The sequence below is a fragment of the Vibrio sp. 10N.247.311.49 genome, from assembly GCF_041467655.1.
Classification (GTDB): Bacteria; Pseudomonadota; Gammaproteobacteria; order Enterobacterales; family Vibrionaceae; genus Vibrio; species Vibrio crassostreae_C.
In genome coordinates this window covers 47024-73763 of record NZ_JBFSVA010000009.1, presented here as the reverse complement: position 1 = coordinate 73763, position 26740 = coordinate 47024, and the positions used below count along the sequence as shown (strand labels likewise).

28 protein-coding genes and 1 pseudogene are annotated in these 26740 nt (G+C 44.2%); 15 read left to right on the top strand and 14 right to left on the bottom strand.

The features are described from left to right. Positions 1–19 precede the first annotated feature (19 nt). A complete protein-coding gene (locus tag AB6E54_RS11130; RefSeq protein ID WP_146441296.1) occupies positions 20–619 on the bottom strand; it encodes a YitT family protein in 600 nt (199 codons plus the stop codon). Positions 620–966: 347 nt separating this feature from the next. Here AB6E54_RS11130 and glyA point away from each other — a divergent pair, with 347 nt between their 5' ends. Further along, positions 967–2217: a serine hydroxymethyltransferase gene (gene glyA, locus AB6E54_RS11125; protein WP_372106405.1), complete on the top strand. Its 1251-nt coding sequence runs from the start codon at positions 967–969 to the stop codon at positions 2215–2217. Between the two features lie 334 nt (positions 2218–2551). Here the strand turns inward: glyA and AB6E54_RS11120 are convergent, their stop codons facing one another. The 6 genes from AB6E54_RS11120 to tsaA all read right to left on the bottom strand — a co-directional run bounded on the left by AB6E54_RS11120 (position 2552) and on the right by tsaA (position 7064). Further along, complete coding sequence (locus tag AB6E54_RS11120; protein WP_017063350.1) at positions 2552–2878, bottom strand: hypothetical protein; 327 nt, start codon at positions 2876–2878, stop codon at positions 2552–2554. Positions 2879–3110: 232 nt separating this feature from the next. Beyond that, positions 3111–3302 carry a DUF4250 domain-containing protein gene (locus AB6E54_RS11115; RefSeq protein WP_016767592.1) on the bottom strand — a complete coding sequence of 64 codons (192 nt, stop codon included), beginning with the start codon at positions 3300–3302 and terminating at the stop codon, positions 3111–3113. Position 3303: 1 nt separating this feature from the next. Next, positions 3304–3507 (bottom strand): YaeP family protein, encoded by a 204-nt coding sequence (locus AB6E54_RS11110; protein ID WP_008222923.1) that lies wholly within the window; start codon positions 3505–3507, stop codon positions 3304–3306. 164 nt (positions 3508–3671) lie between these two features. Beyond that, positions 3672–4361, bottom strand: coding sequence for a tellurite resistance TerB family protein (locus AB6E54_RS11105; protein ID WP_017060754.1), 690 nt, complete (start codon positions 4359–4361; stop codon positions 3672–3674). Between the two features lie 190 nt (positions 4362–4551). Further along, on the bottom strand, positions 4552–6267 hold the full coding sequence (locus AB6E54_RS11100) for a proline--tRNA ligase (RefSeq protein WP_065584001.1): 1716 nt from the start codon (positions 6265–6267) through the stop codon (positions 4552–4554). A gap of 101 nt (positions 6268–6368) precedes the next feature. Further along, positions 6369–7064, bottom strand: a complete 696-nt coding sequence (gene tsaA / locus AB6E54_RS11095) for a tRNA (N6-threonylcarbamoyladenosine(37)-N6)-methyltransferase TrmO (protein WP_050711737.1) — start codon at positions 7062–7064, stop codon at positions 6369–6371. Positions 7065–7189: 125 nt separating this feature from the next. Here tsaA and AB6E54_RS11090 point away from each other — a divergent pair. The 3 genes and pseudogenes from AB6E54_RS11090 (at position 7190) to AB6E54_RS11080 (ending at position 9550) form a co-directional block, all read left to right on the top strand. Next, positions 7190–7449 (top strand): annotated as a pseudogene (locus AB6E54_RS11090) (type B 50S ribosomal protein L31). A 1-nt stretch (position 7450) separates the two neighbouring features. Then, positions 7451–7576, top strand: coding sequence for a type B 50S ribosomal protein L36 (ykgO, locus tag AB6E54_RS11085; RefSeq protein ID WP_004734365.1), 126 nt, complete (start codon positions 7451–7453; stop codon positions 7574–7576). 387 nt (positions 7577–7963) lie between these two features. Further along, positions 7964–9550: an AbgT family transporter gene (locus tag AB6E54_RS11080; RefSeq protein ID WP_372106402.1), complete on the top strand. Its 1587-nt coding sequence runs from the start codon at positions 7964–7966 to the stop codon at positions 9548–9550. A gap of 112 nt (positions 9551–9662) precedes the next feature. Here the strand turns inward: AB6E54_RS11080 and AB6E54_RS11075 are convergent, their stop codons facing one another. Together AB6E54_RS11075 and AB6E54_RS11070 are read right to left on the bottom strand one after the other, a co-directional pair. Next, a complete protein-coding gene (locus tag AB6E54_RS11075; protein WP_017063355.1) occupies positions 9663–10106 on the bottom strand; it encodes a YaiI/YqxD family protein in 444 nt (147 codons plus the stop codon). Between the two features lie 54 nt (positions 10107–10160). After that, on the bottom strand, positions 10161–10448 hold the full coding sequence (locus AB6E54_RS11070) for a hypothetical protein (protein WP_017069390.1): 288 nt from the start codon (positions 10446–10448) through the stop codon (positions 10161–10163). A gap of 768 nt (positions 10449–11216) precedes the next feature. On the opposite strand from AB6E54_RS11070, the gene AB6E54_RS11065 reads away from it, so the two are divergent. Beyond that, positions 11217–11735, top strand: coding sequence for a GNAT family N-acetyltransferase (locus AB6E54_RS11065; RefSeq protein WP_017060749.1), 519 nt, complete (start codon positions 11217–11219; stop codon positions 11733–11735). Here the strand turns inward: AB6E54_RS11065 and AB6E54_RS11060 are convergent. Next, entirely contained in the window at positions 11701–12009 is a 309-nt protein-coding gene (locus AB6E54_RS11060; protein WP_017060748.1) for a DUF3301 domain-containing protein, read from the bottom strand. The two genes, AB6E54_RS11065 and AB6E54_RS11060, sit on opposite strands and share 35 nt — an antisense overlap. Before the next feature lie 84 nt (positions 12010–12093). Next, entirely contained in the window at positions 12094–13134 is a 1041-nt protein-coding gene (locus AB6E54_RS11055; RefSeq protein ID WP_017060747.1) for a DUF3549 family protein, read from the bottom strand. 87 nt (positions 13135–13221) lie between these two features. On the opposite strand from AB6E54_RS11055, the gene AB6E54_RS11050 reads away from it, so the two are divergent. Continuing rightward, positions 13222–13536 carry a YqcC family protein gene (locus AB6E54_RS11050; RefSeq protein WP_017063358.1) on the top strand — a complete coding sequence of 105 codons (315 nt, stop codon included), beginning with the start codon at positions 13222–13224 and terminating at the stop codon, positions 13534–13536. Beyond that, complete coding sequence (gene truC / locus AB6E54_RS11045; protein ID WP_017060745.1) at positions 13536–14285, top strand: tRNA pseudouridine(65) synthase TruC; 750 nt, start codon at positions 13536–13538, stop codon at positions 14283–14285. The genes AB6E54_RS11050 and truC overlap by 1 nt, the downstream gene beginning before the upstream one ends. A 153-nt stretch (positions 14286–14438) precedes the next feature. Here the strand turns inward: truC and AB6E54_RS11040 are convergent, their stop codons facing one another. The 3 genes from AB6E54_RS11040 to map form a co-directional block, all read right to left on the bottom strand. Beyond that, positions 14439–14822, bottom strand: a complete 384-nt coding sequence (locus AB6E54_RS11040; RefSeq protein ID WP_004734354.1) for a DUF3461 family protein — start codon at positions 14820–14822, stop codon at positions 14439–14441. A gap of 218 nt (positions 14823–15040) precedes the next feature. Further along, entirely contained in the window at positions 15041–17662 is a 2622-nt protein-coding gene (gene glnD, locus AB6E54_RS11035) for a bifunctional uridylyltransferase/uridylyl-removing protein GlnD (protein ID WP_017060744.1), read from the bottom strand. Between the two features lie 138 nt (positions 17663–17800). Beyond that, entirely contained in the window at positions 17801–18679 is an 879-nt protein-coding gene (gene map, locus AB6E54_RS11030; protein ID WP_372106400.1) for a type I methionyl aminopeptidase, read from the bottom strand. A gap of 457 nt (positions 18680–19136) precedes the next feature. Here map and rpsB point away from each other — a divergent pair, with 457 nt between their 5' ends. From rpsB to rseP, 8 genes are all read left to right on the top strand, one after another. Further along, complete coding sequence (rpsB, locus tag AB6E54_RS11025; protein ID WP_009847420.1) at positions 19137–19868, top strand: 30S ribosomal protein S2; 732 nt, start codon at positions 19137–19139, stop codon at positions 19866–19868. Between the two features lie 138 nt (positions 19869–20006). Beyond that, entirely contained in the window at positions 20007–20852 is an 846-nt protein-coding gene (gene tsf, locus AB6E54_RS11020) for a translation elongation factor Ts (RefSeq protein WP_010436487.1), read from the top strand. Positions 20853–21007: 155 nt separating this feature from the next. Continuing rightward, positions 21008–21739, top strand: a complete 732-nt coding sequence (pyrH, locus tag AB6E54_RS11015; RefSeq protein ID WP_017060742.1) for a UMP kinase — start codon at positions 21008–21010, stop codon at positions 21737–21739. A gap of 98 nt (positions 21740–21837) precedes the next feature. After that, positions 21838–22395, top strand: coding sequence for a ribosome recycling factor (gene frr, locus AB6E54_RS11010; protein WP_017060741.1), 558 nt, complete (start codon positions 21838–21840; stop codon positions 22393–22395). A 98-nt stretch (positions 22396–22493) separates the two neighbouring features. Beyond that, positions 22494–23246: an isoprenyl transferase gene (locus AB6E54_RS11005; RefSeq protein WP_017063364.1), complete on the top strand. Its 753-nt coding sequence runs from the start codon at positions 22494–22496 to the stop codon at positions 23244–23246. A gap of 15 nt (positions 23247–23261) precedes the next feature. Further along, a complete protein-coding gene (locus AB6E54_RS11000; RefSeq protein WP_017063365.1) occupies positions 23262–24104 on the top strand; it encodes a phosphatidate cytidylyltransferase in 843 nt (280 codons plus the stop codon). A 51-nt stretch (positions 24105–24155) separates the two neighbouring features. Next, entirely contained in the window at positions 24156–25364 is a 1209-nt protein-coding gene (ispC, locus tag AB6E54_RS10995; RefSeq protein ID WP_017060737.1) for a 1-deoxy-D-xylulose-5-phosphate reductoisomerase, read from the top strand. Continuing rightward, complete coding sequence (rseP, locus tag AB6E54_RS10990; RefSeq protein ID WP_017060736.1) at positions 25361–26719, top strand: sigma E protease regulator RseP; 1359 nt, start codon at positions 25361–25363, stop codon at positions 26717–26719. Before ispC ends, rseP begins: the two co-directional genes overlap by 4 nt. Positions 26720–26740: the final 21 nt, after the last annotated feature.

The window sequence follows — 26740 nt, the reverse complement described above, 5'->3', positions numbered from 1 at the left end:
AAACGGAGTATGCGTGTTGTCACCTGTAGTGGATTTTATATCGGTGTGGCTTATGATTCATCGCCAGTACTAAATTCAGTGCCAAAGCTCCTAAAATGGAAAGTAAGATTGTTGTAGGAGTGACAAAAAGAAAGGAAGTGAATAGGATTATCGCGTCAATCGCCATTTGTGATTTTCCGACGGAAATACCAAATTTATCTTGGATGAATAAACACAGGACGTTGAACCCGCCAAGACTCGAATGATGTCTAAATAGGATCAGCATGCCTAAGCCCATTAACAAGCCGCCAGCTACCGCACAGTAAATTTCATTATGAACGTCTAACGAAATCACCAAGTATAAATGATCGGCAAATACAGACACTAAAGCGCCAGAAATGGCACTGCTTATCGCAAAGTGACGGCCAAATCGTTTCCATGCTAATAGGTAGAATGGGCAGTTGGCAATAAAGTACAAAATACCAAAGGTTACTGGTGTAAATTGACTCAAAAGCAGTGCCAAGCCAGTCGTACCACCAGTAATCAGGTTTGCTGACTGTAAAAAGAAGACGCCTAACGCCACTAAAAACGTGCCAGTGAGAATCGCTACCCAATCTTCTTTACGTGAGTGTTTTTCCATCGTTTTTATAATTACCTAACCAATAAAGGCGTGCATAGTAGAGAAAAACCTTAGCTTTCGGTAGCTGGAGGGGCAAAATTAAGGTAAACCTATGTAATCTGCGTTTTACAGGGTGTAAAGCGTAAAATTGACAGTAAGCGCCATCTTTGGTTGGATAAGCCAAATAGCCATGATGAATCTTATTTGTGATTATGAAAAAACTGCATGATAAAATTGCAATTAGCTCTTTATGACCTAGATCAAATTATGTAGAATGCGTCACATCAAAACGGTGACGGAAACGTTTGCTTTCGGTCGTTGTGTGGTTTTTTTGAAACTTTCAGTACAATCTGAGTCAGGAGATACAGATGCTTAAGCGTGACATGAACATTGCTGATTACGATGCGGATCTATTCGCAGCTATCCAAGAAGAAACTCTTCGTCAGGAAGAGCATATCGAACTTATCGCTTCAGAAAACTACACAAGCCCACGTGTAATGGAAGCTCAAGGTTCTCAGCTAACAAACAAATACGCTGAAGGCTACCCAGGCAAGCGTTACTACGGTGGTTGTGAGTACGTAGACAAAGTTGAAACTCTAGCAATTGAACGTGCATGTGAACTATTTGGTGCAGAGTACGCAAACGTACAGCCTCACTCAGGTTCTCAAGCAAATAACGCTGTATACATGGCACTACTAAATGCAGGCGATACGGTTCTAGGTATGAGCCTAGCACACGGTGGTCACCTAACTCACGGTTCTCCAGTAAACTTCTCTGGTAAGCTTTACAACATCATCCCTTACGGTATCGATGAAGCGGGTCAAATCGATTACGAAGAGATGGAAAAGCTGGCTATCGAGAACAAGCCTAAGATGATCATCGGTGGTTTCTCTGCTTACTCTCAAATCTGTGATTGGAAGCGCATGCGTGAAATCGCTGACAAAGTAGGTGCTTACCTGTTCGTAGATATGGCTCACGTAGCAGGTCTAATCGCTGCAGGCGTTTACCCGAACCCAGTGCCACACGCTCACGTAGTAACTACAACGACGCACAAAACGCTTGCGGGTCCTCGTGGTGGTCTAATCCTTTCTAACGAAGGCGAAGATCTTTACAAGAAGCTGAACTCAGCAGTATTCCCAGGCGGCCAAGGTGGTCCTCTAATGCACGTTATCGCTGGTAAAGCAGTAGCGTTCAAAGAAGCTCTAGAGCCAGAATTCAAAGAATACCAAGCTCGCGTAGTTGCTAACGCAAAAGCAATGGTTGCTGAATTCCTAGCACGCGGTTACAACATCGTTTCAGGTTCTACAGAGAACCACCTGTTCCTAGTTGACCTAATCGACAAGGACATCACAGGTAAAGAGGCTGATGCAGCACTAGGTGCAGCGAACATCACTGTGAACAAGAACTCAGTACCAAATGATCCACGTAGCCCGTTTGTTACTTCAGGTATCCGTATCGGTTCTCCTTCTATCACTCGTCGCGGTTTCTCAGAAGCAGACGCGAAAGAGCTAGCAGGTTGGATCTGTGACATCCTAGATAATATGGGCGATGAGTCTGTTATCGAAGCGACTAAAGCAAAAGTACTAAATATCTGTAAGCGTCTACCGGTTTACGCTTAATTTTTCTTCGTAGTAATTTGAACTTCGTTGTCGAGCATGCTCACTTACATCCGTAAGCTCCGCGTGCTCTCCTAGAATTTCAAACGACTACTTTGAAAAATACTTTTAAAGGGGCTCATTGAGTCTCTTTTGTTTTAGGGAAAGGTGCTGAAAACTCCGCGCCTGTTCCTTGAACTTAAGCTATTTGATTGAAAGTACGATTTGAAGGGCTCCTTGTTAGGGGCCTTTTTGGTATCTGTCGGTATGGAGTTGGGTTATCTGAGAATGCAGAAAGGCGGTACTAAAAAGGGCTGATGTTTGCACATCAACCCTTTGTGGTTTTCTTATGTTGGTTCTACTTTCTGATACTAAGCAGGGTGCCAGACTTACACTTGAATGAGTAATAATGGCGGCTCTCGTTGAATTTTCCTAAGCCTTCGCCGTCACAGTAGTCGATATTGATGTCACGCATCACTTCTAGTGTGTCTTCGCTTTTCAGAGCGAATTTAGAGCCATCAGAGCAGACAATACGCACTCTTTCATCATGGCTTACTGAGTAAATATCGACTTCGGTGTTACACAGCTCAAAAGAGGCTTCACGAAAGTTGTCTTGCTGTGTATTTGAAGCGCAACCTGCAGTCAGTGTTGCTGCGAAAACTGCCAAAAGTCCGAGTCTTTTCATTGTTAATCCTTCGCTATCATCAGATTGATTGATGAGTTTTATATGCTATTTCAGGTAGCCTATACAACAACACGCTTTGGTTCAAGGAGCGCTCGTTGACTCTAAGATATAAAAGTATAGATGTAGACAGATAATTTATAATTGGCTAACTGCATGTTTATCCAATACGTATCACCAATAAAAAAGACCAACACAGAGGTTGGTCTTTCGAAATAAAGCTTGTTTTAAATGACTATCGAAACTGTTTTGCTTCTGGAAAATACTCAAAACCAGCAGACGCAAGTTTAGCGATCAAGGCTGCCTTATCGATTTCGTAGAAGTTAACCACTCGATCCAAATCACCACCGAAGTCGTCACGTAGCTTCATGTTGACGATGCTCATTAACATCACTGGATCCATCTTTGCAAAATTAGCGAGGTTCATGTTAGTCCTCGAAATCTGAAATCAGTAAGTTAGCAGCGGCAAAGGCTGCACGTTCACGAGCTTCTTTAGGAAGAGACTCATCGGCAGCAAGGTCATTCAATGTTTTTACTGCGCAGGTGATCGCTTTAGGGATATAGCCTTGGTCGCCACTGCCAATTTGAGAATACAGTTCACGAACCAAATCACAACAATCGTATACTTTCATTTTTATACCTAACCAAATGATAACTGATCTCAATATACACATAGAGATAAGCAAAAACAAAGTGGATCTGATCAAGTTCAGAGTTAGTTTGTCCTTGCTCAATATCTCACTTGGTTAGCTCGCTGCTTAGGCCGTTCTTTACGGCTTCGTTTGGTACTTGCCGATTAGCCAGAGACTTGTTGTTCAAGTTGATAGGTGACTTCATCAGCAAGATTGAGCTGTTTCGCGAGCTCTTTGAGGTACGCCTTTTCCATGAAATTCTGTTCGTCGGCCACAATCAAAGAGGCTAAGTAGATCTCACTCGCCTGTTGAGGTGACGTTGCCAGTTGAGCGATTTCGCTTGGGTCGAGTGGCTTATGCAGTTCTTCAGAGACCAATTTAGTCAGTTGATAATCAGCGCCCATATTCTCGACGGCTTGCTCTATCTTAGCCATCTCTTCTTCATCAACATGGCCATCAGCTTTAGACGCGGCAATCATCGATCGTAGAATCAGCACGCTGTGGTTTGCATCATTTTCATCAAACTGAGCCTGTTCGGCGTTAGGTGTCTGGCCTTGTTTGGATTGGTAGTCGTTGTAGACTTTATAAGCCAAAGCGCCCAGTGCTGCTGCGCCGCCAATCCCAGCCGCTTTCTTACCCATTTTCTTAGTCTTCTTAGAGCCCATTAACGCACCTAACAGTCCTCCGCCAACTGCGCCTGCACCGAAGGCTCCGAGTGTACTTTTACTGCTACTCTTGCTATTGCTGCCTTGAGAAAGGCCACTTAAACTTGAAGACCCTTGTGAAAGTTTCTGAGTACCTTGTTTTACGAGATCTGATTTAAGTGCTTGGTTCAGTAAGCTTTTGATATCCATCGATACCTCCAATGGTGAGCATGTCCAAAAAGTTGATGACACCAATATACGGATTTAAAGATGAACAGGGGATTAACTTACGTTATTTACTCTACTGATAAATAGAAGGGAGTTTGAAGCGAAATGACAGGCACAAAAAAGGCCACCTAACGGCAGCCTTTCAATGTTTATCTAGTCAGTAATCGGATTACTAAGCTAGTTGAGCCTTAAGGTGCTCGATAACCGTGTCCATTGCGATAGCTTCTTTATCACCAGTACGACGGTTTTTGTATTCGAAGTTACCTTCGTCCATGCTGCGATCGCCGATAACGATAGTGTGAGGGATACCCACAAGCTCGATATCTTTAAACATAACACCAGGGCGCTCTTTACGGTCATCGAATAAAACTTCGATACCCATAGCTGTTAATTCAGCGTATAGCTTCTCAGCTGCTTCTTTAACGCGCTCAGATTTGTGCATGTTCATTGGTACGATAGCAACTTGGAACGGCGCTAGTGCGTCTGGCCAAGTGATACCGAATTTATCGTGGTTTTGCTCGATAGCAGATGCAACAACACGTGAAACACCGATACCGTAACAACCCATCTCTAGGATTACGCTCTTACCATCAGGACCAAGCACGTTACAGTTCATTGCTTTAGAGTAAGTATTACCCAGTTGGAAGATGTGACCCACTTCGATACCACGCTTAAGCTGGATAGTACCTTTACCACATGGGCTAAGGTCACCTTCAACTACGTTACGTAGGTCTTCAACTTGAGCAAGCTCAACGTCACGACCCCAGTTAATTCCGAAGTAGTGCTTACCGTCTACGTTTGCACCAGCGCCGAAGTCACTCATTACAGCAACTGAGCGGTCAACGATGAATGGTAGCTCTAGGCCAACAGGGCCAAGTGAACCAGGACCAGCGCCAACAAGTGCACGGATTTCTTCTTCAGAAGCCATCTCTAATGGAGAAGCAACCTGTGGAAGGTTTTCTGCTTTCACTTCGTTAAGCTCGTGGTCACCACGGATGATTAGAGCAATGATATCTGCTTCTACTTCATCAGATGCTTTAACGAATAGAGTCTTAACTGTCTTCTCGATTGCTAGACCGTGTTGCTCTACCAATTCTGCGATAGTTTTCGCATTTGGTGTATCAACCAGTTCCATCTCTTGAGTTGGTGCTGCTGCATCTTCAGTAGGAGCAAGTGCTTCTGCTTTTTCGATGTTTGCTGCGTAATCTGACTCAGTTGAGAATGCGATTAGGTCTTCGCCGCTTTCAGCAAGAACGTGGAACTCTTGAGAGCCGCTGCCGCCGATTGCGCCAGAGTCTGCCAATACTGGACGGTATTCAAGGCCCATACGGTCGAATGCTTTACAGTAAGCATCGTGCATCGCTTGGTAAGACTTTTCTAAGCCTTCTTTGTCGATATCAAAGCTGTACGCATCCATCATAGAGAATTCACGTGCACGCATTACGCCAAAACGAGGGCGGCGCTCATCACGGAATTTAGTCTGTATTTGGTACAGATTTAGAGGTAGCTGTTTGTAAGAGCTGATCTCGTTACGTACTAGACTCGTTACCACTTCTTCAGCTGTTGGGCTAAGAACAAATGGACGAGAGTGACGGTCTGTGAAACGAAGTAGCTCAGGCCCCATCTTTTCAGAACGGCCAGTCTCTTCCCAAAGCTCAAACGGTTGAACTACGGGCATCAAGATTTCAACGGCACCTGCATTATCGATCTCTTGGCGAACGATATTTTCGACTTTACGCAGTACACGTAGACCAGTAGGTAGCCAAGTATATAAACCTGAAGCTAGCTTACGGATCATACCTGCACGTAGCATCAGCTGGTGGCTGATAACTTCTGCGTCGTTTGGAGTCTCTTTCAGAGTAGAAAGAAGGTAGTTACTGGTACGCATTCTATGGTATCCGTTTCATCATTGATAAAAGAAAACTTGCTGTCGTTCGTAACCACAGCAAATCTGATATAGCCGCATATAATATCAGCCTATTTGGGATCTCAAAAGCGTTCAATGTCAGTTACATTGATGAAAAGCGTTTCAACCACGAATTTCACGTTAAGATCGAACAAATTTACCGCATATTCCTTACTGTCTGGCTTGCCTTTTTTATAGGCAGGGCGAGGATCTTGGCCTAATACTTCTTTGATCACCTGAATGATATGGCGCGCTTGTGGATGGCTTGCGAGCTTACTTTGCGCTTGCTGCGAAAAGTTAACGTCGAGCACTTCTGGTTCATCGGCGGCAAACCCTCCCAATGCATCCGGAATCGAATCTGAATAGGGGATATAAGGCTTGATGTCGATGATCGGTGTACCGTCTACTAAGTCGACGCTGCCGAGATCCAACCAAGTCTGTCCTTTCTCTTGAGACACACCTTTTAGTTCAACCGCAGACATGCCAATTCCATTTGGTCTGAATGTGGCACGTGACGCGAATACACCAATACGTTCATTCCCGCCAAGGCGAGGTGGCCTCACAGTTGGTTTCCAGCCTGCTTCAAGGTTCTTGTCGAACAGAAATAGTAACCAAACATGGCTAAATTGCTCTATATCACGAACAGACTCAAGGCAGTTTGCTGCATCAACCAACCTGACTCTTGAGGTGGATGTGGGTACCAACCTGGGCTGCCTTGGCACAGCGAACTTCTCTTTATAAGGAGACTCAATAAAGCCAACAGGTTCAATGGTGTACATAGTTGGGTGTTCTCTGATTAGGATTAAGACGGAAAAATATCATAAAATCGCTTGTTTTTCTTTTGATAATAATTATCATTTGCAACGTTATAACGTATCAAAATTAGTTATTTAAGGGAAATACAATGAAACCGAATATCCATCCAGATTACCGTCCCGTGGTTTTTCATGACACCAGTGTCGATGAGTACTTCTTAATCGGCTCAACGCTAAAACAGACCGTACTATCGAATGGGAAGACGGCAATACTTATCCTTACTTCACGATTGAGGTGTCGTCAAAGTCGCATCCTTTCTATACGGGTAAACAACGAGTGCTACATAAAGAGGGACGTGTTGCGAACTTCACTCGTCGTTTTGGTCAATTAGGTAAGGGAGCGAAATAGAATGAAAGTTGTGAAATCACTTAAAAGTGCGAAAAGTCGCCATCCTGATTGCCAGATAGTAAAGCGCAGAGGTCGTCATTATGTTATCTGCAAAACCAATCCGAGATTCAAAGCGGTTCAGAAATAGTCAGTCAAATTGATGTGACGCGAGTGTAAAAACGAGGGGAAAGTCAAACTTCATTCATTTGTCTGTTTTTCTTTTCCACCGAGAAGAACCTGACAGAATATTGCGTATTAACTTAGAGTATGGCGTGTTTTATTTTCAAGTGAATCAATGGCTTATATTATCAGTTATATTTGTAGTGAATGTGTGTTTGTGAATTATAAATCTAGATTTTGTATTTAATGTGGATTTATTTGCTAATTAATTGTTCAAATAGAGTTAAAAATCGTCGTTTGTTACACATTTTGTAACATTTTGAATTTCTAATTGATAATTTTGTCGCGTACCCTTCGCTGGCAATTTGAACATTTTTGTCACAATTGCATAGGAATCACTACAAGGAGGGAACTGATGAGTTCATCAGCTTCAATAAAAAACAACTCGCCAAAGAAACCTATTTTTACCCGTTTTCTCGATGGTGTTGAATATTTGGGGAACCTATTACCCCACCCGATCACTCTTTTCGCAATCTTCTGTGTCGCTATTCTAGTTACTTCAGGTATCGCTGGATATTTTGAAGTCTCTGTTATGGACCCTCGTCCAGAAGGTGCTCCAGGTCGTGCTGCTGACGGCATGATCTACGTTGTAAGCTTACTTAATGCTGAAGGCTTACAGCTCATTGTTACTAATCTAGTGACAAACTTTGTTGGCTTTGCGCCATTAGGTACCGTGCTTGTTGCAATGCTAGGTGTAGCGATTGCTGAGCACTCAGGTCTATTATCTGCGGCGATGCGTGGCATGGTAATGGGCGCATCTAAGCGCATGGTTACGGTAACCGTAGTTTTCGCAGGTATTATCTCTAACACGGCTTCAGAGCTTGGCTATGTAGTACTTATCCCGCTTGCAGCAATGCTTTTCCACTCTTTGGGTCGTCACCCATTAGCAGGTCTAGCGGCAGCATTTGCTGGTGTATCTGGTGGTTACTCTGCAAACCTTCTAATCGGTACGGTTGACCCGCTGCTTTCTGGTATTACTACAACAGCAGCACAAATGATTGATCCGACTTACAACGTTGGTCCTGAATCAAACTGGTACTTCATGTTTGTTTCTACTTTCTTCATCGCGATTACAGGTGCATTGGTAACTGAGAAGATTGTTGAACCAAAACTGGGTAAATACAACGACGAAGAAGCGTCTGAAGATTTATCAAATGATTCAATGGGCAAGCTAACAGACGTTGAGAAGAAAGGCCTTAAGTTTGCGGGTATCGCAGTGCTAGCGGTTTCAGCGCTTCTTGCTTGGACGATTGTTCCAGCTGATGGTGTTCTACGTTCAGCAGCAGGTACGGTTTCAGGTTCTCCATTCCTGAAAAGTATCGTAGCGTTCATCTTCGTATTCTTCGCAGTTCCTGGTTTTGTTTACGGTAAAGTTACCGGCACAATGAAAACAGACCGTGATGTAATCAATGCAATGTCTAAGTCTATGTCTTCAATGGGCATGTACATCGTACTTGTGTTCTTCGCTGCTCAGTTTGTTGCTTTCTTCAAGTGGACTAACTTCGGTCAAGTATTCGCAGTTGCAGGTGCTACTTTCCTACAGGATATCGGCCTAACGGGTCCAATGTTGTTCTTCGCATTCATCCTAATGTGTGGCTTCATTAACCTGATGATCGGTTCGGCTTCTGCTCAGTGGGCAGTAACAGCGCCAATCTTCGTTCCAATGCTAATGTTAGTAGGTTACGCACCTGAAACGATTCAAGCGGCTTACCGTATCGGTGATTCAACAACCAACATCATTACGCCAATGATGAGCTACTTTGGTCTTATCCTAGCTGTAGCGACGCGTTACATGAAGAACCTAGGTATCGGTACTCTGATTGCAACTATGCTTCCATACTCAATCGTATTCTTGGTTGGTTGGAGCTTAATGTTCTACGTTTGGGTATTCGTATTTGGCCTACCAGTAGGTCCAGGTGCTGCAACGTACTACACGCCTTAGTTGTAGAGTAGGGGAAACCTTCTTCTAATTGATATTAAAAAAACCTGCATTGTTTGCAGGTTTTTTGATTTTTTATGGAGAGATAGAACTAGGTTAAGCTCGGATGAGCCAGCTAGCGTTTGGCTAGAATTCTATCTAAGTGGTTGGCAAACTCACGACGGTCGGTTTGAGAAAGGGCACTTGGTCCACCCGTTTGGATGCCACTTGAGCGCATGGTATCCATAAAGTCACGAATGTTCAGACGCGCTTTAATGGTCTCTTTGGTGTAAAGCTCACCACGAGAGCTGAGTGCTTGCCCACCTTTAGTGATCACTTCGTCAGCCAGAGGGATATCGGATGTAATCACAAGATCGCCGGGTTCAGTGCGCTTTACGATTTCATCATCAGCAATATCAAACCCGCTTGGCACTTGAATTGAGTGAATGTTATTGCGTTTAGGAACGGGAACCAGATGGTTTGCCACAAAGGTACATTCAACCCCTGTGCGCTCAGCTGCGCGTACGATTGTTTCTCGGATAACCTTTGGACAAGCGTCCGCATCAACCCATATCTTCATAGTGTTCTATTTCTCTGTTAGCTTATTTATCGGTCAACTTATTGCTCAGTTGCCTTATTGATCAGTTAGTTTAGCTTCAAGCATGGCAACGCGAGCAGTGAGTTCAAGGATTTGCTTTTCCAGTTGGCTAACACGATCAAGTGCTGGCTCTTCTTGTGTCGCGACTTCAACTTTAGGAACACGATTTGCGCTTTTCCAGCTCTTGATGGTCGTGATTAAAGCGGGCATCGGAACGGATGTGCTCATACGAGCCTTAACTAAAGCAACTGTCGGCTCTTTCCCTTGCGCTTGCAGTCCTTCAAGCACTGATTTCAACTCTTCAGAAACATCTTTTGTCAGCATGTTGATCTCCATTTTTAGTCTTTAGTCATTTTACTCGCTCTGGTGAATGATAGCGAATCATAAAACCGCCCATGGCTTGTGAGAGATCTCTTACAAAGGTTGTGAGATAACACGAATACATCGCTAGAGAGATTGATGTGCACATGGTTAAGGTGTTGAATTTTAATTGTTTTATATAATTAACAACTTTCTTGAATTCAAAATGTGATGCAAATCTATTGTCCGAAATCCTAAATCGCGTAAATTAAACCTTGTCGGAAGGATTCTGACACGGAACAGGAAAGCACCAAGGATTTGGTTATCTTCAGGATGAAGATTTGGTTACTTAGGATTGAGTGATCAAGCATGGAGCGTAAGGACATTGTAGGGATACAGTCAGTTAACAGGAAGTTAGCTGCAACGGAATGACAATGGACACCTTTAGGATTAAAGGGTTGGATTAGCATCAGGACGATGTAAAGGACACCGCTCACGGAACAAGTGATGTGCGCTAACTAGGATTGTTAGCTTTCAGGATGATTGGACACCGCTAGGACGGCGAAGTAAAGGGAAGAGCTGAAGGATTACAGCCACTATTATGGATGATGCATGGAGCATTAATTAGTAGCCGGACTGCTGCGAGTAAGACCCTAGCCCTGACACTTCGGTGTCGGGGCTTTTCTTTTCCTAAGGCTTTTTCTCTATCTAGGGGCTCTCTTTAATTCAGGAGCTTTTATCTAAGCACGCGACATCTGCTTTTCTGCTAATGGTCAACACAAGGAGTGTTTTATGACGATAGCAACCTCAAGAACGCTGTTGGTACCTTATACCGAGCAGTTAGAACATGACTTTATCAAGTTGAATTGCTGCCCCATCAATCGTGCTGAAATGAACGGGCCGCATTCTATTGCCTCTGCAAAACACCTATTTCAAGAAATACTGAACGACAACGTTGGTTTTTGCCGAGCCATTATCCACAACCAAACCCGCGAATACCTCGGGCATTTGTTTGTTTCGTCTGAAGAAGGGAAGCATGAACTGGGATTTATTCTGGACAAGGAGTTTTGGAATCAAGGCCTTGCTAGTGAAGTGCTAAAACCTTTCTTTAGTTTGGTTTGTTTTGAAGAACACCTAACGAATGTTGTCGCGACCGTTAATGTTGGTCATAACCCATCAATTAAGTTACTTGAAAAGTTAGGCTTTGCATTTAAAGAGACCAAACAAGATCAGTTTGGCCCTTATCATGAATATAGTTATACCGCGTATTGCGACGTTACATTCTATGAGGCTGTAGCTCAAACCGCATAGAACGGAAGCCCACCATGGTCAGTTTCCCTTGGTACAGGTCATCACCTAACGCTGAAAACTCAAATTGATACACGGTGTGCCAGCGCCAAATGGTGGTGAGCTCATGGCGCATCTTAAGTTTATGACCACTAAAGGCAACACTTAATAGCTGTAAGTCGAGCTCTTTACATTTTCTCGCAATGGCAGCTTTCGCAAGCTCGGATTGCCTGCGCTGTTGCCAAAACAGAAAGCAAAAGAAGCACAGCATCAAAATAGCCAATAAGTTATCTATCATTTAATCCATACTTCCTTTTATCTCTCTATTCCGTTCGTGATTTGAGCTTTTTGTTATGAGCTACTGAGCTGTTCTGTCTGGTATCTATTGCGACTTAGCCGCTTGTTGTAATTCTACAAGTGCATTGGCGAGTTCTGGTGATGGGTTCGAGTTCAATAATGGTAAAAATACCATTCTCAGTGTCGGAATCATCACTAAATCTGCAAATAACTGATTGAACAAGTTTTGGTTGCCCGTTTGTGCGAGACGCAGCAAGAACTGCTCAGCAATCGCAGGATCTTGCAGTGCGTGCCAGCTGCGACCAGCCAAACCAATCAATACTTCTTGGTGGCTTAAGCGCGGGCTAGCCAGAACTTGGTTAATTACGGCGTTGGTTGTGCTTTGCTCTGCGCCAGAAAGGGCACGTACCAGCGCTGACAGTAAGAACAGATCTGGCTCTTGACTGTTAATCTCATTCTCTGCCATTTCTTGTAAGCGTTGAGCGAGCTTGTCATTGATTTGCGTATGCTCAAGCGCCCCGAGAGTCGCGTATAGAGGTTCTGAAGGCAGCTTATTCAATGCTTTGCGAATCGCGACACCATTTTGTTGGCTGCCTAAACGAGCACACATATCAGTGATGCCTTGTAGGCCAACGGTTTTCCAGTTGTCCCAGCCTAGATCGCCTGTGAAGTAGTGTTGAGCGTGTTCGTAGTATTGGCTCGTTGCAAGGTCTAAACCTGCTCTTACTTGGCTATGGAACACGGCCATTTTGTCTTCTGAAGGCTTGAAGGTATATGGGTTGTTTGACAGCTTTTGTTGTTGCTCTTCGCTGATCTCACCGTTCAAACGTGTGCCCATCGCTTCGATAACAAACTTAAGGAAATTGCCGACATCACCTTGATGTAATAGGCCTCTTTCGTCCAGTTTGAATTTTAGGAACCAGATCCAAGGTTGCTTGTGTTCGTTCCAGTAACTAATCGCTAAGTGAGCTTGTTTCTGAAGTGGAAATGGGTACGGCTGTTTCCCTTGCTCAACATCAGAGAATAAGGTGTTGTCGATCTTCTGAATACGGCGACCTAGGTCGTAGATATCGTACTGGCAACCGCTATTCTTTAGTAACTGAGTGAGCGTGTGAATCGTTTCCATAGTAATAAAGCTCCTAACTTTCTTTCCTAAATAGATGGTACTCTATGCCCCAATTTCAAGGTCACTAGATAAATAACTTGGTGAAAAATGACAGCAGCCACAAAGTTACCTCTTTTACTTCAACAATTAGAAGAACAAATGCGCCAATGTTCGCTATGGAGCACGCTTCCGCCTTCGGATGAAGCTCTGGCGAGCGTTGAACCTTTCGGGATTGATTCGTTACAACCGGAAGAGTGGTTGCAGTGGATCTTTATCGTTAAGATCAACGCAATGATGGATGCCCAAATGAGCCTACCGAAAGGCTTTGCTATCCATCCTTATTTTGGTGAAGTGTGGAAAAATGAGGCAGACAAAGTCGAACTGCTAGTGACAATTCAGAGCATTGATGAGGTATGTGCGTAATGTTAGAGATCATTTATCAAGATGAGTACTTTGTCGCGGTGAATAAGCCCGCTGGCATGCTAGTGCATCGTTCATGGTTGGATAAACACGAAACGCAATTTGTTATGCAGACATTGCGCGATCAAATTGGTCAGCATGTATTTCCATTACACCGCTTAGACAGACCGACATCGGGTGTGTTGGTGTTTGCGTTGTCGAGTGAGGTTGCTTCACAGGTGATGCCAATGTTCGCTAATCATGAGATGCAAAAAACCTATCATGCGATTGTCCGTGGTTGGATAGAAGAGGGCGATACGCTCGATTATGCACTTAAGGTTGAGCTGGATAAGATCGCAGATAAGTTCGCGAAAGAAGACAAAGAAGCGCAAGAGGCAGTGACAGTCTATGAACCGCTAGCAAAAGTAGAAGTGCCATATTCAACAGGACGCTTTCCTACGAGCCGCTACTGCTTGGTTGAGATGATGCCAAAGACAGGTCGCAAACATCAGCTGCGTCGTCACATGGCTCATCTAAGACATCCGATTGTCGGTGATACTTCACATGGTGATGGTAAGCACAATCGACTGTTCCGTGATGATTTAGATTCGCATCGTTTGTTGTTGCACGCTTCTGAGCTTCGCTTTATCCATCCTTTCACAAAAGAAGAGTTGGTGATGAAGGCCAACCTTGATGAAACTTGGCTAAGGTTGTTTGAAACCTTTGAGTGGGATACTAACTTAATCGATGCTCAAACTTGCTTGTCTAAGTAAGTCTCGCGTGTTTAGGCAATCTCCAGTCTAAGTGAATAGAGAAAATAGAATAAAAAACAAAGGGCTGATAGTGATATCAGCCCTTTTTGTATCTGTATAACCTTAACGGCATAACTAATGTTGGTTAGTTAACAGTAATAGTTAGTCGCGGGATCATTTTAGCTTTTCTAGATCAGCTTCGATCTCAGCGATCTTGCTTGATACCACTTTCTCTAGATGGCGTAAGTCGGTAAGGATCTTCTGCTTCACATCCACCTCAGCCGTTGGCGTCGGTTTGGTGATTTTGTTGAGTTCATCAATCACAAGAGTGAGGTTGCGGTTAATCTCTGTCACTTCTTTGTATTGATTATTGCCACCGCTAACAAGCACACTTTTTACTTGTCGTGGGTACTTAAATTTAACGCTTTTCGCGAACAGTTCCCCTTTCTGCTTACGAAAGTAAATCTTCAGGATATCTTTGTGCGCTTCTTGGCGAAGGGAGTAACGTTCAATCTGTTTAGGTTCGTGGATACCTAAGCCAGTGAGGTTTGGATACATAAGCGACCTCTAGGTTATGAATGTAATACTTTTATGTAATTGACTTGATCAATGTAGCAGCCTAACGACGAGCTAGATAGTTGATATCTGTGAATTGATTGTAAGTTGTGGGCAAGATCGCTCTCTATCTTTGCCCACACTTATTTGGCTATTAAAGCTATTCCTAGAGCTAAACTTGTTTCCTAGTAATAACTTACTTCTAGCACTAAATTAGCTTTCTAAGGTGCGAGTTCTGAAACATGCTCAGTTAACCTTTCTCTTAGTGCCTGTTCTTGTTCTTCAGACAGCCTTCCTCCCGCTTCACTGGTCAGAATAAACAGATCCTCTGCTCGCTCACCTATGGTGGTGATTTTGGCACCGTGCAAGTTGATGTCTAGCTCCGCAAAGGTTGCACCGACTTGAGCCAATAACCCCGGCGTATCAAGAGCTCTTAACTCCATCAAGGTACGTTTCTTGCTCTTGGTTGGTAGGAACTCAACTAAGGTTTTGACCTTAAAGTGTTGCAAGTTACGTGGCGTGCGACGCGTCTTAATCTTAGTCGGGCGGCCATCAGTCAATACATGAGTCAGATGTTTAGCAACGGCTTTGTGTCTTGCTTCATCAATCGCTTCGCCGTGCTGGTCTAGTACGATAAAGGTATCCAAAACATGACCATCTTTGCTAACCATGACCTGCGCGTCATGAACGTTAAAGTTACGTCTGTCGAGTTCGGCAACCACGGTCGCAAACAGTGCTGCTTGGTCTTTACAATAAACGAACACTTCTGTGCCACCGCGCGTCGCTTTCTTACTGATCAGCACTAACGGTTGGCTTGGGTCTTCTAGGCGAAGTAAGTGCTCACAGTGCCAAGCGATTTGTTTATGTGTGTGACGCAAGAAATAATCGGCCTTAAAGCGTTGCCACAACACTTCAATCTCACGAGCGGTGAAGCCTTCTTTACGCAGCAGTGCTGATGCCATTTGTTGGTTGTGACGAATACGGTCTCTGACATCGACAGGGTTTTCCAAGCCGCGGCGCAGTGCTCGCTGCGTTGAGTGGAACAGCTCAGCTAACAGGGTTCGTTTCCAACTGTTCCATAGCTCAGGGTTAGTCGCACAGATATCGGCAACGGTTAAACAAACCAGTAGCTCGAGTGATTCTTCATCACGCACTTTTTTGGCGAATTCGGTGATCACATCTGGGTCGTAGATATCACGACGTTGAGCCGTTACTGACATCAATAGGTGATTTTGTACCAACCACGCGACTTGTTTGGCTTCAGGCTTCGATAGCCCGTGTTCAATACAGAAAGAGTAAGCCTCAACCGCACCTATCTCAGAGTGGTCTCCGCCGCGGCCTTTGCCGATGTCATGGAAGATAGCGGCAAGGATCAGCAACTCTTTCTTCTGTACTCGAGGATAGACTTCACAGCAGATAGGGTGCTTATCGTGGTTTTCGATTTGACCAAAGCGGTTGATGTGCTTGAGCAGGCGGATACTGTGCTCATCCACGGTGTAAACATGGAATAGGTCAAACTGCATCTGACCAACGATCTGGCTCCACTGCGGTAAGTACGCAGAGAGCACGCCCAATTTGTGCATTAAGCTAAAGGCTTTGTGCAGGGCATTAGGGTGGCGAACTAGATCCATGAACTTGTCACGAGCTTCAGGAATGGTATGCAGGAATCGGTTCAATCGACGGCGTGCCGTACGCAGTTGTCGCAATGTTGGTGGACTTACCCCTTCGATAGTCGAGTCATTGGCGATATGGATGAACATATCGAGAATGGTTTCTGGTCTTGCTTGGAATAGGGCAGGCTTGCGCGCTTCGATCAACGAACCTCGACGTTGGAAATCACTATCGAGAATTTCAGCGTCTTGGGTTTGACCGCCATTGATGATCGCTTGATCGAACAGCTTAAGCAGCATCTTATTCAGTTCAGCAACACGACGAAGGGTTCGGTAGAACTCTTTCATCATCATCTCAACACCACGGTTTCCTTCACCCGTATAACCCAGATGTTCAGCGACTTGAGCTTGATGCGCGAACGTTAAACGGTTGTCGTAACGGCGCAGTTCAATATGCAATGCAAAGCGAACACGCCATAAAAAATCTTGGCACTCAACGAGCTCACGATATTCAGCATCGGTCAGAAAACCGTATTTGCTCATCTCTAACAAAGAGGTCGCGCCGAAGTGGCGACGCGCAACCCAGCTCAGGGTATGGATGTCTCTGAGCCCTCCCGGAGTCGATTTGATGTCCGGTTCTAAATTATAGGTGGTGTCGTGGTAGCGAGCATGACGCTCTCTCTGTTCTTGAATCTTGGCTTTGTAAAACGTCTCACTTGGCCAAAATGAATCGGAATGAATCTTCAGTTTTAGTTCTTGGAAAGTGTCTTCACTACCACATAACAATCGCGACTCTTGTAGGTTGGTCGCGACGGTTAAATCATCGGTGCCGATATCGAGACACTCAGTAATAGTTCGCACAGCATGGCCAACTTCGAGCTTTAAATCCCAAAGTAGAGTAATGAATTGACTGACCTTTTCACCAAGAGCTGGTGGTAGTGTTTTTTGCGAGACAATGAGAATATCAATGTCAGACAAAGGATGCAGTTCGCCACGACCATAACCACCCACTGCGACAAGTGAAATATGAGGCAGTTTGTTGAATCCGAAATTTTCCCACAAACGATTGAGAAGTAAATCCATGTATTCGGAGCGCAGTAGAACCAAATCGGTGACGGGATGGTGGTTCAGAAATTCATTTTTTTGATACTGCGTGAAGATCTCGAGCTGATTTTTTAATTCGCAGATTTCAATTTGTTCGTCATTGAACGTAAGAGGGCATTGATAAGGCATAGTCTGCTATCCGTGCAAGCAAATGAGAATAGTAAACAATTTAACAGAAGCTGATGGAAAATCGAAATTGAGTGGATAAAAAATATCCTCGACAATGCGAGGATATTTTTAAAAGGCTGATGCGCTCAGTTCGGTGAACTAAGCGTTCTTCATGATACGTGGGATTGTATCATCGCTGCGCAGTGTTAGTACTTCACAACCAGTATCAGTTACAACCAGAGTGTGCTCCCATTGAGCCGAGTTCTTGCTGTCTGCTGTGTATACTGTCCAGCTATCTTCGTCATCAAGACGACAGCCAAACTTACCCGCGTTGATCATTGGCTCGATAGTGAAGCACATGCCTGCTTTTAGCACGGTGCGATCGCTGTTCTTGTAGTGAACTACTTGTGGATCTTCGTGGAATTCAGAACCAATGCCGTGACCACAGTAATCTTTAACAATAGAGAACTTAGCGCGTGGGTTGTTCTTGTTGTTTGTTTTGATGTACTTCTCGATAGCAGTACCGATTTGACCAAGTTGAACACCTGGCTTAACTTGGCGCATGCCTTCGTAAAGTGCTTCTTGAGCAACCATGCACAGACGCTTGTTTGCAGGTGAAACCTCACCAACAAGGAACATCTTAGATGTGTCACCGTGGTAACCTTGTGGACGAACGCTTAGGTCTGCATTTTCATCATTAGGAACAATCACAGTTATATCAACGTTTAGAATATCGCCATCTTTCAATACTGCAGGTTTGAATTGACCTGTGCTACCTGTCTCATCTTGTGATGCTGGAATGCCGTGACACACGATGTGGTTGATAGACGTACAGATTGACTTAGGGAAACCGTGGTAATCAAGTGGTGCTGAGTATGCGCCTCTTTCTAGAGCGTACTCGTGACAGATTTTGTTCAGTTCTTCTGTCGTTGTACCTACTTGGATGTGAGGTTCTATCATCTCTAGAATTTCAGCGGCCAGTTTGCCGGCAACGCGCATTTTTTCGATTTCTTCAGCAGTTTTAATTTTTACAGCCATTGCATATCTCTTAATTTGGTAGCACCTAAGTGTGCATATTGGGGCTATTCTATCAGTGCAGCATTTTAGCGCAACATTACCATGTCCGTACAATATTGGTGGATACTGCTCAATCTGAGTGGATAATGTTCGGTTTAATGGTGCAGCGTGATTTGAATAGGACACTATTTTACAGAGGAAATTCGCCGCCACGGTTCAGTATAGCAGTCGCCATTTTTAGAATTTTTTCTAGCCATAGATAGACAAAATATGGTATAAAGCGCGCCGGACATCAGGACTGTTTTCTCCACTTGGCGAAACAAGCTTTGTGTCCACTAACTTATTTCTTTAAATCACACACATTCCGACACATGTTCCGGGGTGCCTCAACAACACAGATAACGGCTGAAAAGTGGTTAGTTGTTAGGGGTCGGATTCATGGGGGATGTGGAGGCCTAACCCCATAGAGGATTTTAAAATGGCAACTGTATCAATGCGCGATATGCTTAAAGCTGGTGTTCACTTCGGTCACCAAACTCGTTACTGGAACCCAAAAATGAAGCCATTCATCTTTGGTGCTCGTAACAAAGTACATATCATCAACCTAGAAAAAACTGTACCAATGTTCAACGACGCTCTAGCTGAAATTGCTAAAGTTGGCGAGAAGAAAGGTAAAGTTCTTTTTGTTGGTACTAAGCGCGCTGCATCTGAAGCTGTTAAAGAAGCTGCTATCAACAGCAACCAGTTCTACGTTAACAACCGCTGGTTAGGCGGTATGCTAACGAACTACAAAACTGTTCGTCAGTCTATCAAGCGTCTGAAAGAACTTGAAGCGCAAGCTCAAGACGGTACTTTCGACAAGCTTACTAAGAAAGAAGCTCTAATGCGTACTCGTGAAATGGAGAAGCTAGAGAAATCTCTTGGTGGTATTAAGAACATGGGCGGCCTTCCAGACGCTCTATTCGTAATCGATGCTGATCACGAACACATCGCAGTTAAAGAAGCAAACAACCTAGGTATCCCAGTTTACGCTGTAGTTGATACTAACTCTAACCCAGACGGCGTTGACTTCGTTATCCCAGGTAACGATGATGCAATCCGTGCAGTACAGCTTTACCTAAACGCTGCTGCAGACGCGGTTAAAGAAGGTCGTAACAAAGATGTTGCTGCTGTAGCTGCTGAAAAAGACGGTTTTGTAGAAGCTGAATAATAGCGGCTCTGAGCCATATTTAGTTCATATTAAGCGGTCATAATCGGTGGCTTAACGGACTGAATACAGTCAATATCAGGGGCCAATTAATTAGGCCCCTGTTTTTTATCTTTTTTAGAATTTACTGAGGAATAGAGAATGGCAACTGTAACTGCAGCTCTAGTTAAAGAACTTCGTGAACGCACAGCTGCGGGCATGATGGAATGTAAAAAAGCACTTGTTGCTGCTGAAGGCGACATCGAGCTAGCAATTGAAAACATGCGTAAATCTGGCGCAGCGAAAGCAGCTAAAAAAGCTGGTAACGTTGCTGCTGAAGGCGCAATCATCATCAAAGAAGCAAACGGCGCAGCTGCTCTTCTTGAAGTTAACTGCCAAACTGATTTCGTAGCTAAAGATGCAGGTTTCCTTGCATTCGCTAACGAAGTTGCTGAAGTTGCTCTAGCAGAACGTCTAGAAATCGCTGCTCTTCAAGCTAAATTTGAAGAAGCGCGTATTGCACTAGTAACTAAGATCGGTGAAAACATCAACATCCGTCGCGTACAATTCGTTGAAGGTGTTGCACTAGCTTCTTACCGTCACGGCGAGAAAATCGGTGTTGTTGTTGCTGGTGAAGGCGAAGCTGAAACGCTTAAGCACGTTGCAATGCACGTTGCTGCATCACGTCCTGAGTTCCTAAACCCAGAAGACGTACCTGCAGACGTAGTTGAGAAAGAAAAAGCAGTTCAAGTTGAAATCGCTATGAACGAAGGCAAACCAGCTGAAATCGCAGAGAAAATGGTTGTTGGCCGTATGAAGAAATTCACGGGCGAAATCTCTCTAACTGGTCAAGCTTTCATCATGGAGCCTAAGCAAACTGTTGGCGCTATCCTGAAAGAGAAAGGCGCTTCAGTATCTGACTTCGTACGTCTAGAAGTTGGTGAAGGCATCGAGAAAGCGGCTGAAATGAGCTTCGCTGACGAAGTTGCTGCGGTACAAAAAGGTTAATCCTTAGCGTATTGTTTGAAAAAGACCGTGGCAAATGCTGCGGTCTTTTTATGAATAATGAATTATTTCCGACTTTTAGCTGTTATGAATGCAAACTGAGCTCTTCAGTTTTTATCCATGACTGTTAATCATCAACTCTTTGGAAGGTAAACTCCATGACTACGAACCCTAAACCAGTGTATCAACGTATTCTGTTAAAACTTAGCGGTGAAGCGCTACAAGGCGAAGAAGGTTTTGGTATTGACCCAACGATCCTTGATCGTATGGCTCAAGAAGTAAAAGAATTGGTTGAACTAGGCGTTCAAGTTGGTGTTGTTATCGGTGGCGGTAACTTGTTCCGTGGTGCTGGTCTTGCTGAAGCTGGCATGAACCGCGTTGTTGGTGACCACATGGGTATGCTTGCAACGGTAATGAACGGCCTTGCAATGCGTGACGCTCTTCACCGTGCTTACGTAAACGCACGTGTAATGTCTGCAATCCCTCTTAAAGGTGTGTGTGACGACTACAACTGGGCAGATGCAATCAGCCAACTACGTCAAGGTCGCGTTGTGATCTTCTCTGCTGGTACGGGTAACCCATTCTTCACTACGGATTCTGCTGCATGTCTACGTGGTATCGAAATCGAAGCTGACGTAGTTCTAAAAGCGACAAAAGTAGATGGTGTATTTACTTCTGACCCTGTAGCAAACCCAGACGCAGAGTTGTATGATACGTTGTCTTACAACACGGTTCTTGATAAAGAACTTAAAGTAATGGACTTGGCTGCATTTACGCTAGCACGTGATCACAAAATGCCAATCCGTGTATTTAACATGAATAAACCAGGCGCACTACGTCGCGTGGTTATGGGTGAAACTGAAGGTACATTAATCAGCGACGCTGACTAATTTTTCGGGCTTACTGAGGTGTTGTACCTTGGTAAGCTTATCCTTATCACTCCAAATAAAAAGCTTTCTTGAAGAAAGAACATAATCAAGGTGAAATTGTGATTAACGAAATCAAAAAAGACGCTCAAGAGCGCATGGTAAAAAGTGTTGATGCACTAAAAAACAGCCTGCAAAAGATTCGTACAGGCCGTGCGCACCCGAGCCTACTTTCTGGTCTTACTGTTGAGTACTACGGTGCTCCAACGCCTTTGACTCAAGTAGCTAACGTTATCGCTGAAGATGCACGTACACTAGCTATTACAGTGTTTGATAAAACACTGACTCCTCTAGTTGAAAAAGCAATCCTGACATCTGACCTAGGCCTAAACCCTATGTCTGCGGGTACAGTTATCCGTGTTCCACTTCCACCGCTAACGGAAGAGCGTCGTAAAGACCTAGTTAAAATCGTTCGTGGCGAAGCTGAAGGTGGCCGTGTTGCTATCCGTAACATCCGTCGTGACGCGAATGGCGATCTAAAAGCACTTCTTAAAGATAAAGAAATCTCTGAAGATGAAGATCGTAAAGCACAAGACGAAATTCAAAAGCTAACTGACGCTGCGGTTAAGAACGTAGACGAAGTTCTAGCTGTTAAAGAAAAAGAGTTGATGGAAGTTTAATTTTCCATATTCTTTTCTTTCCGGAAAAACGCTGTACTCACGGTGCAGCGTTTTTTTATGCTACTCTGTTCGACTATTAGAATTTGATTCACTCTTTTATGCATAATTCTCAAGCGTTCACAGACTCTCTTCCTAAACACATTGCTATCATTATGGATGGTAATGGTCGCTGGGCAAAAGCTCAGGGCAAGCCTCGCGTCTTTGGCCATAAAAACGGTGTTCAAGCCGTTCGTAAAACTATCTCTTCTGCAGCCAGACTTGGCATTAAAGCCGTTACTCTTTTTGCATTTAGTAGCGAAAACTGGCGTCGTCCTGAAGAAGAAGTCGGTATCTTGATGGAACTGTTTATTTCAGTGCTGTCGAGTGAAGTTAAAAAGCTTCATAAAAATAATCTACAACTTCGTGTTATTGGTGATAAAAGTCGTTTCAATGATCGACTACAAAAGAAGATAGAAGAAGCGGAAGCTTTGACTAGCACCAATACGGGTATGGTTATTAATATTGCAGCTAACTACGGCGGTAAGTGGGATATTCAGCAAGCAATGACCTCTATTGCTCAACAGGTAAAGTCTGGTGATATTAATGTAGATGACATTGATGAAGCTATGATTACACAGCACCTGACAATGGCAGATATTCCTGAAGTCGATCTACTTATCCGTACCAGTGGCGAATGCCGCATTAGTAATTTTATGCTTTGGCAGTTGGCTTACGCCGAAATGTATTTCACTGAACAATTCTGGCCAGACTTTAATGAAGACAGCTTAGTAGAAGCTGTGACTTGGTTTGTTAACCGTGAGCGTCGTTTTGGATGCACCGGTGAGCAAATTAAAGCTCTGATGGACAGTTAATAAGGATTTTTTGGTTTGAAACAACGAATTATTACGGCGTTGATTTTAGCTCCCCTAGTTATTCTAGGTATTTTCGAGTTATCACTTCCTACATTTATTCTTTCACTAGCGGTAATCTCGCTATTGGGTTTTTGGGAGTGGACTCAGTTTGTTGAAAGCAAATCACGTTATGTAGCGTTGATTCCAACGGTTGTGGTAAGTGCTGCAAGTTTTGCTTTTATCCCTTTTGATGCATTTAGCCTTAATAACTTGTCTACTGCTCACTACGCCATTCTAACGATTGGCTCGATTTGGTGGGTAATCGCGAGTGGCATGGCGGTGACTTATCCTAAGTCTATGCCTGCATGGAAAGACTCTTCTCTTCTTCGTCACGCCTTTGGTGTGCTGACTCTGCTGCCATTCTTCTGGAGTGTGGTTATCCTGCGTGCTAACGGTATCGATGCTGATCCTTACCACGGTGCTAAACTGGTGATGTTTGTTTGCTTGCTTGTTTGGGCTGCAGATAGCGGCGCATACTTTTCAGGAAAGAGTTTTGGTAAGCGTAAAATGGCACCAGCGGTAAGCCCTAATAAGACGATTGAAGGTCTTATCGGTGGCATTATTACTGCGGTGATCGTGGCTTGGATCTTTGCTGACTTGTTTGACATCCAATTCACAAGCCCACTTCACATGATTGTTATTACCCTTGTGACCGTTGTTATTTCTGTTCTAGGTGACCTTGTTGAAAGCATGTTTAAGCGTGTTTCTGGGGTGAAAGACAGCAGTAATCTGATTCCTGGTCATGGTGGTATACTAGATAGAATAGATAGCTTAACGGCTGCATTCCCTGTCTTTGCTCTGCTTTATTTAGCATTCTAATAAAAAAGGGCAGTGATTCTGCCCTTTATTACATTTCTACGGTCATATGTGATGCGAAATCTAACTATCCTTGGCGCTACCGGCTCAATTGGTGCAAGTACACTAAAAGTCGTTGAGCAAAACCCAGATCTCTATTCAGTGGTTGCACTGGCTGCAGGCTCGAATGTTGAAAAGATGCTGGCGTTAGTTGAAAAGTGGCAACCAAGCTATGTTGCTATGGCTTGCTCTGATGCAGCGTCTCAACTGACTGAAGTGTTGTCCGTGAGTTACCCTAACGTAAAAGTACTTTCAGGCACTGAAGGCATGTGTCAGGTTGCTTCTCTAGAGGAAGTGGACACGGTAATGGCCGCGATTGTTGGTGCCGCTGGTTTACTTCCTACTATGTCTGCGGTTAAAGCGGGCAAGCGTATCTTGCTTGCAAACAAAGAAGCTTTGGTGATGTCTGGGCAGTTGTTTATCGACGCCGTGGAAAAATACGGTGCAGAGCTGCTTCCTGTCGATAGCGAGCATAATGCTATTTTCCAATGCCTTCCGCAGAACGTACAAACTAACCTAGGCCGCTGTAACCTTGAAGAAAACGGCATTAACCATATTCTTCTGACTGGTTCTGGTGGTCCTTTCCGTTATACCGATGTGGCTGAACTCGAATCAGTGACTCCTGAACGCGCAATTGCACACCCTAACTGGTCTATGGGGCCTAAGATCTCTGTCGATTCTGCGACTATGATGAATAAAGGGCTAGAGTACATTGAAGCGAAATGGCTATTTAATGCTTCTCAGGAGCAGTTAAAGGTCATCATTCACCCGCAGTCTGTGATTCACTCGATGGTTCAGTACAAGGATGGCTCTGTGCTTGCTCAAATGGGCGAACCAGATATGGCAACGCCAATCGCTTTGACGATGTCTTACCCTAATCGTACCGAGGCGGGTGTTAAGCCTTTAGACTTTACTAAAGTGGGTGAGCTTACCTTCTTAGAACCAGATTTCAGTCGTTACCCGTGTTTGAGGTTAGCGATTGAAGCGTGCTACTTAGGTCAGCATGCGACAACAGCCATTAATGCAGCAAACGAGATCGCGGTCGATGCTTTCTTGAACAATCAGGTGAAGTTTACCGATATTGCTGTCATTAACGAACACGTTATGAGCAAAGTATGTGAACAACATAACTCTGAGGGTTTAGATAGCTTGGAAAGCCTTCTCGAGCTCGATAATATGTCTCGTCAAATAGCCATTCAATTTATTAAAGAGCAGCTAGCATGAGTGGAATTCTGTGGAACTTCGCATCTTTTATCGTAGCGCTTGGCATTCTGGTTGCTGTTCATGAGTTTGGACACTTCTGGGTCGCTCGTCGTTGTGGTGTGAAAGTTGAAAAATTCTCGATTGGTTTTGGTAAATCAATCTGGAGTAAAGTGGGCCGTGATGGTACTGAATACAGCTTGTCAGTGATTCCACTGGGCGGCTACGTTAAGATGCTCGATGGTCGTGTTGACGATCTTTCTGAAGATCAACAGCAATACGCTTTCGACAAGAAGCCGCTTTGGAAACGAACGGCGATTGTGGGTGCAGGCCCTGCATTCAACTTTATCTTTGCGGTGTTCGCGTATTGGTTAGTATTTTTGATTGGCGTACCCGCGGTTAAGCCCGTGATTGGTGAAGTCACTCCACAATCTATTGCTGCACAAGCCGGAATTGAAACTGGAATGGAACTTAAATCTATTTCAGGAATCAAAACCGCAGATTGGGAATCAGTCAATATGGGGTTGATATCGCACATTGGTGATCAATCCATGACAGTGACGGTTGCTTCTCAAGACGACATCGGCTTTGAGCAACAAATGACATTGGATATTTCAGACTGGTCGTTCAACCCAGAAACTGAATCTGCAATGACAACGCTGGGCTTTAGACCGTATTCTCCAGAGATATCGACCGTACTGGCTCAAATCATTGATGATGGCGCTGCATACGATGCAGGTCTTGAAGCTGGCGATAAAATTGTTGAGATTAACGGGCAACCTATTGAACAGTGGCAGTCGGTTGTTGAGTTAATTCGTGCTAATCCAATGACATCATTGGACTTGGTCGTATTGCGAAATGGTGCCGAGCAGTCATTGGTTATGACACCAAAAAGTCGAGAGCTTTCTGATGGTTCGACAATCGGCTATGCAGGTATTGCTCCGGAAGTCGCAGAATGGCCAGAAGATTATCGCTTTGAGTTACAATTTGGTGTAATTGAGTCTGTAGGAAAAGCATTTGATAAAACAGGTCAAATCATTGGATTGACACTGACAATGCTTAAGAAGCTCATCGTTGGTGATGTTGGCTTAAACAACTTGAGTGGCCCTATTTCAATCGCTAAAGGTGCAGGTACAACCGCCGATTATGGTCTGGTTTACTTCTTGGGCTTTTTGGCTCTGATTAGTGTTAACTTAGGGATTATTAATTTGGTTCCGCTGCCTATGCTTGATGGCGGACATTTGCTGTTTTTCGCTATTGAGGCCGTTACTCGTAAACCGGTACCTGAGAAAGTTCAGGAAATGGGATACAGAGTGGGAGGGGCAATCCTCTTCTCATTGATGGCTCTGGCAATATTTAACGATTTTACTCGTCTGTGAATGGTTTCTCACAGGCATTGG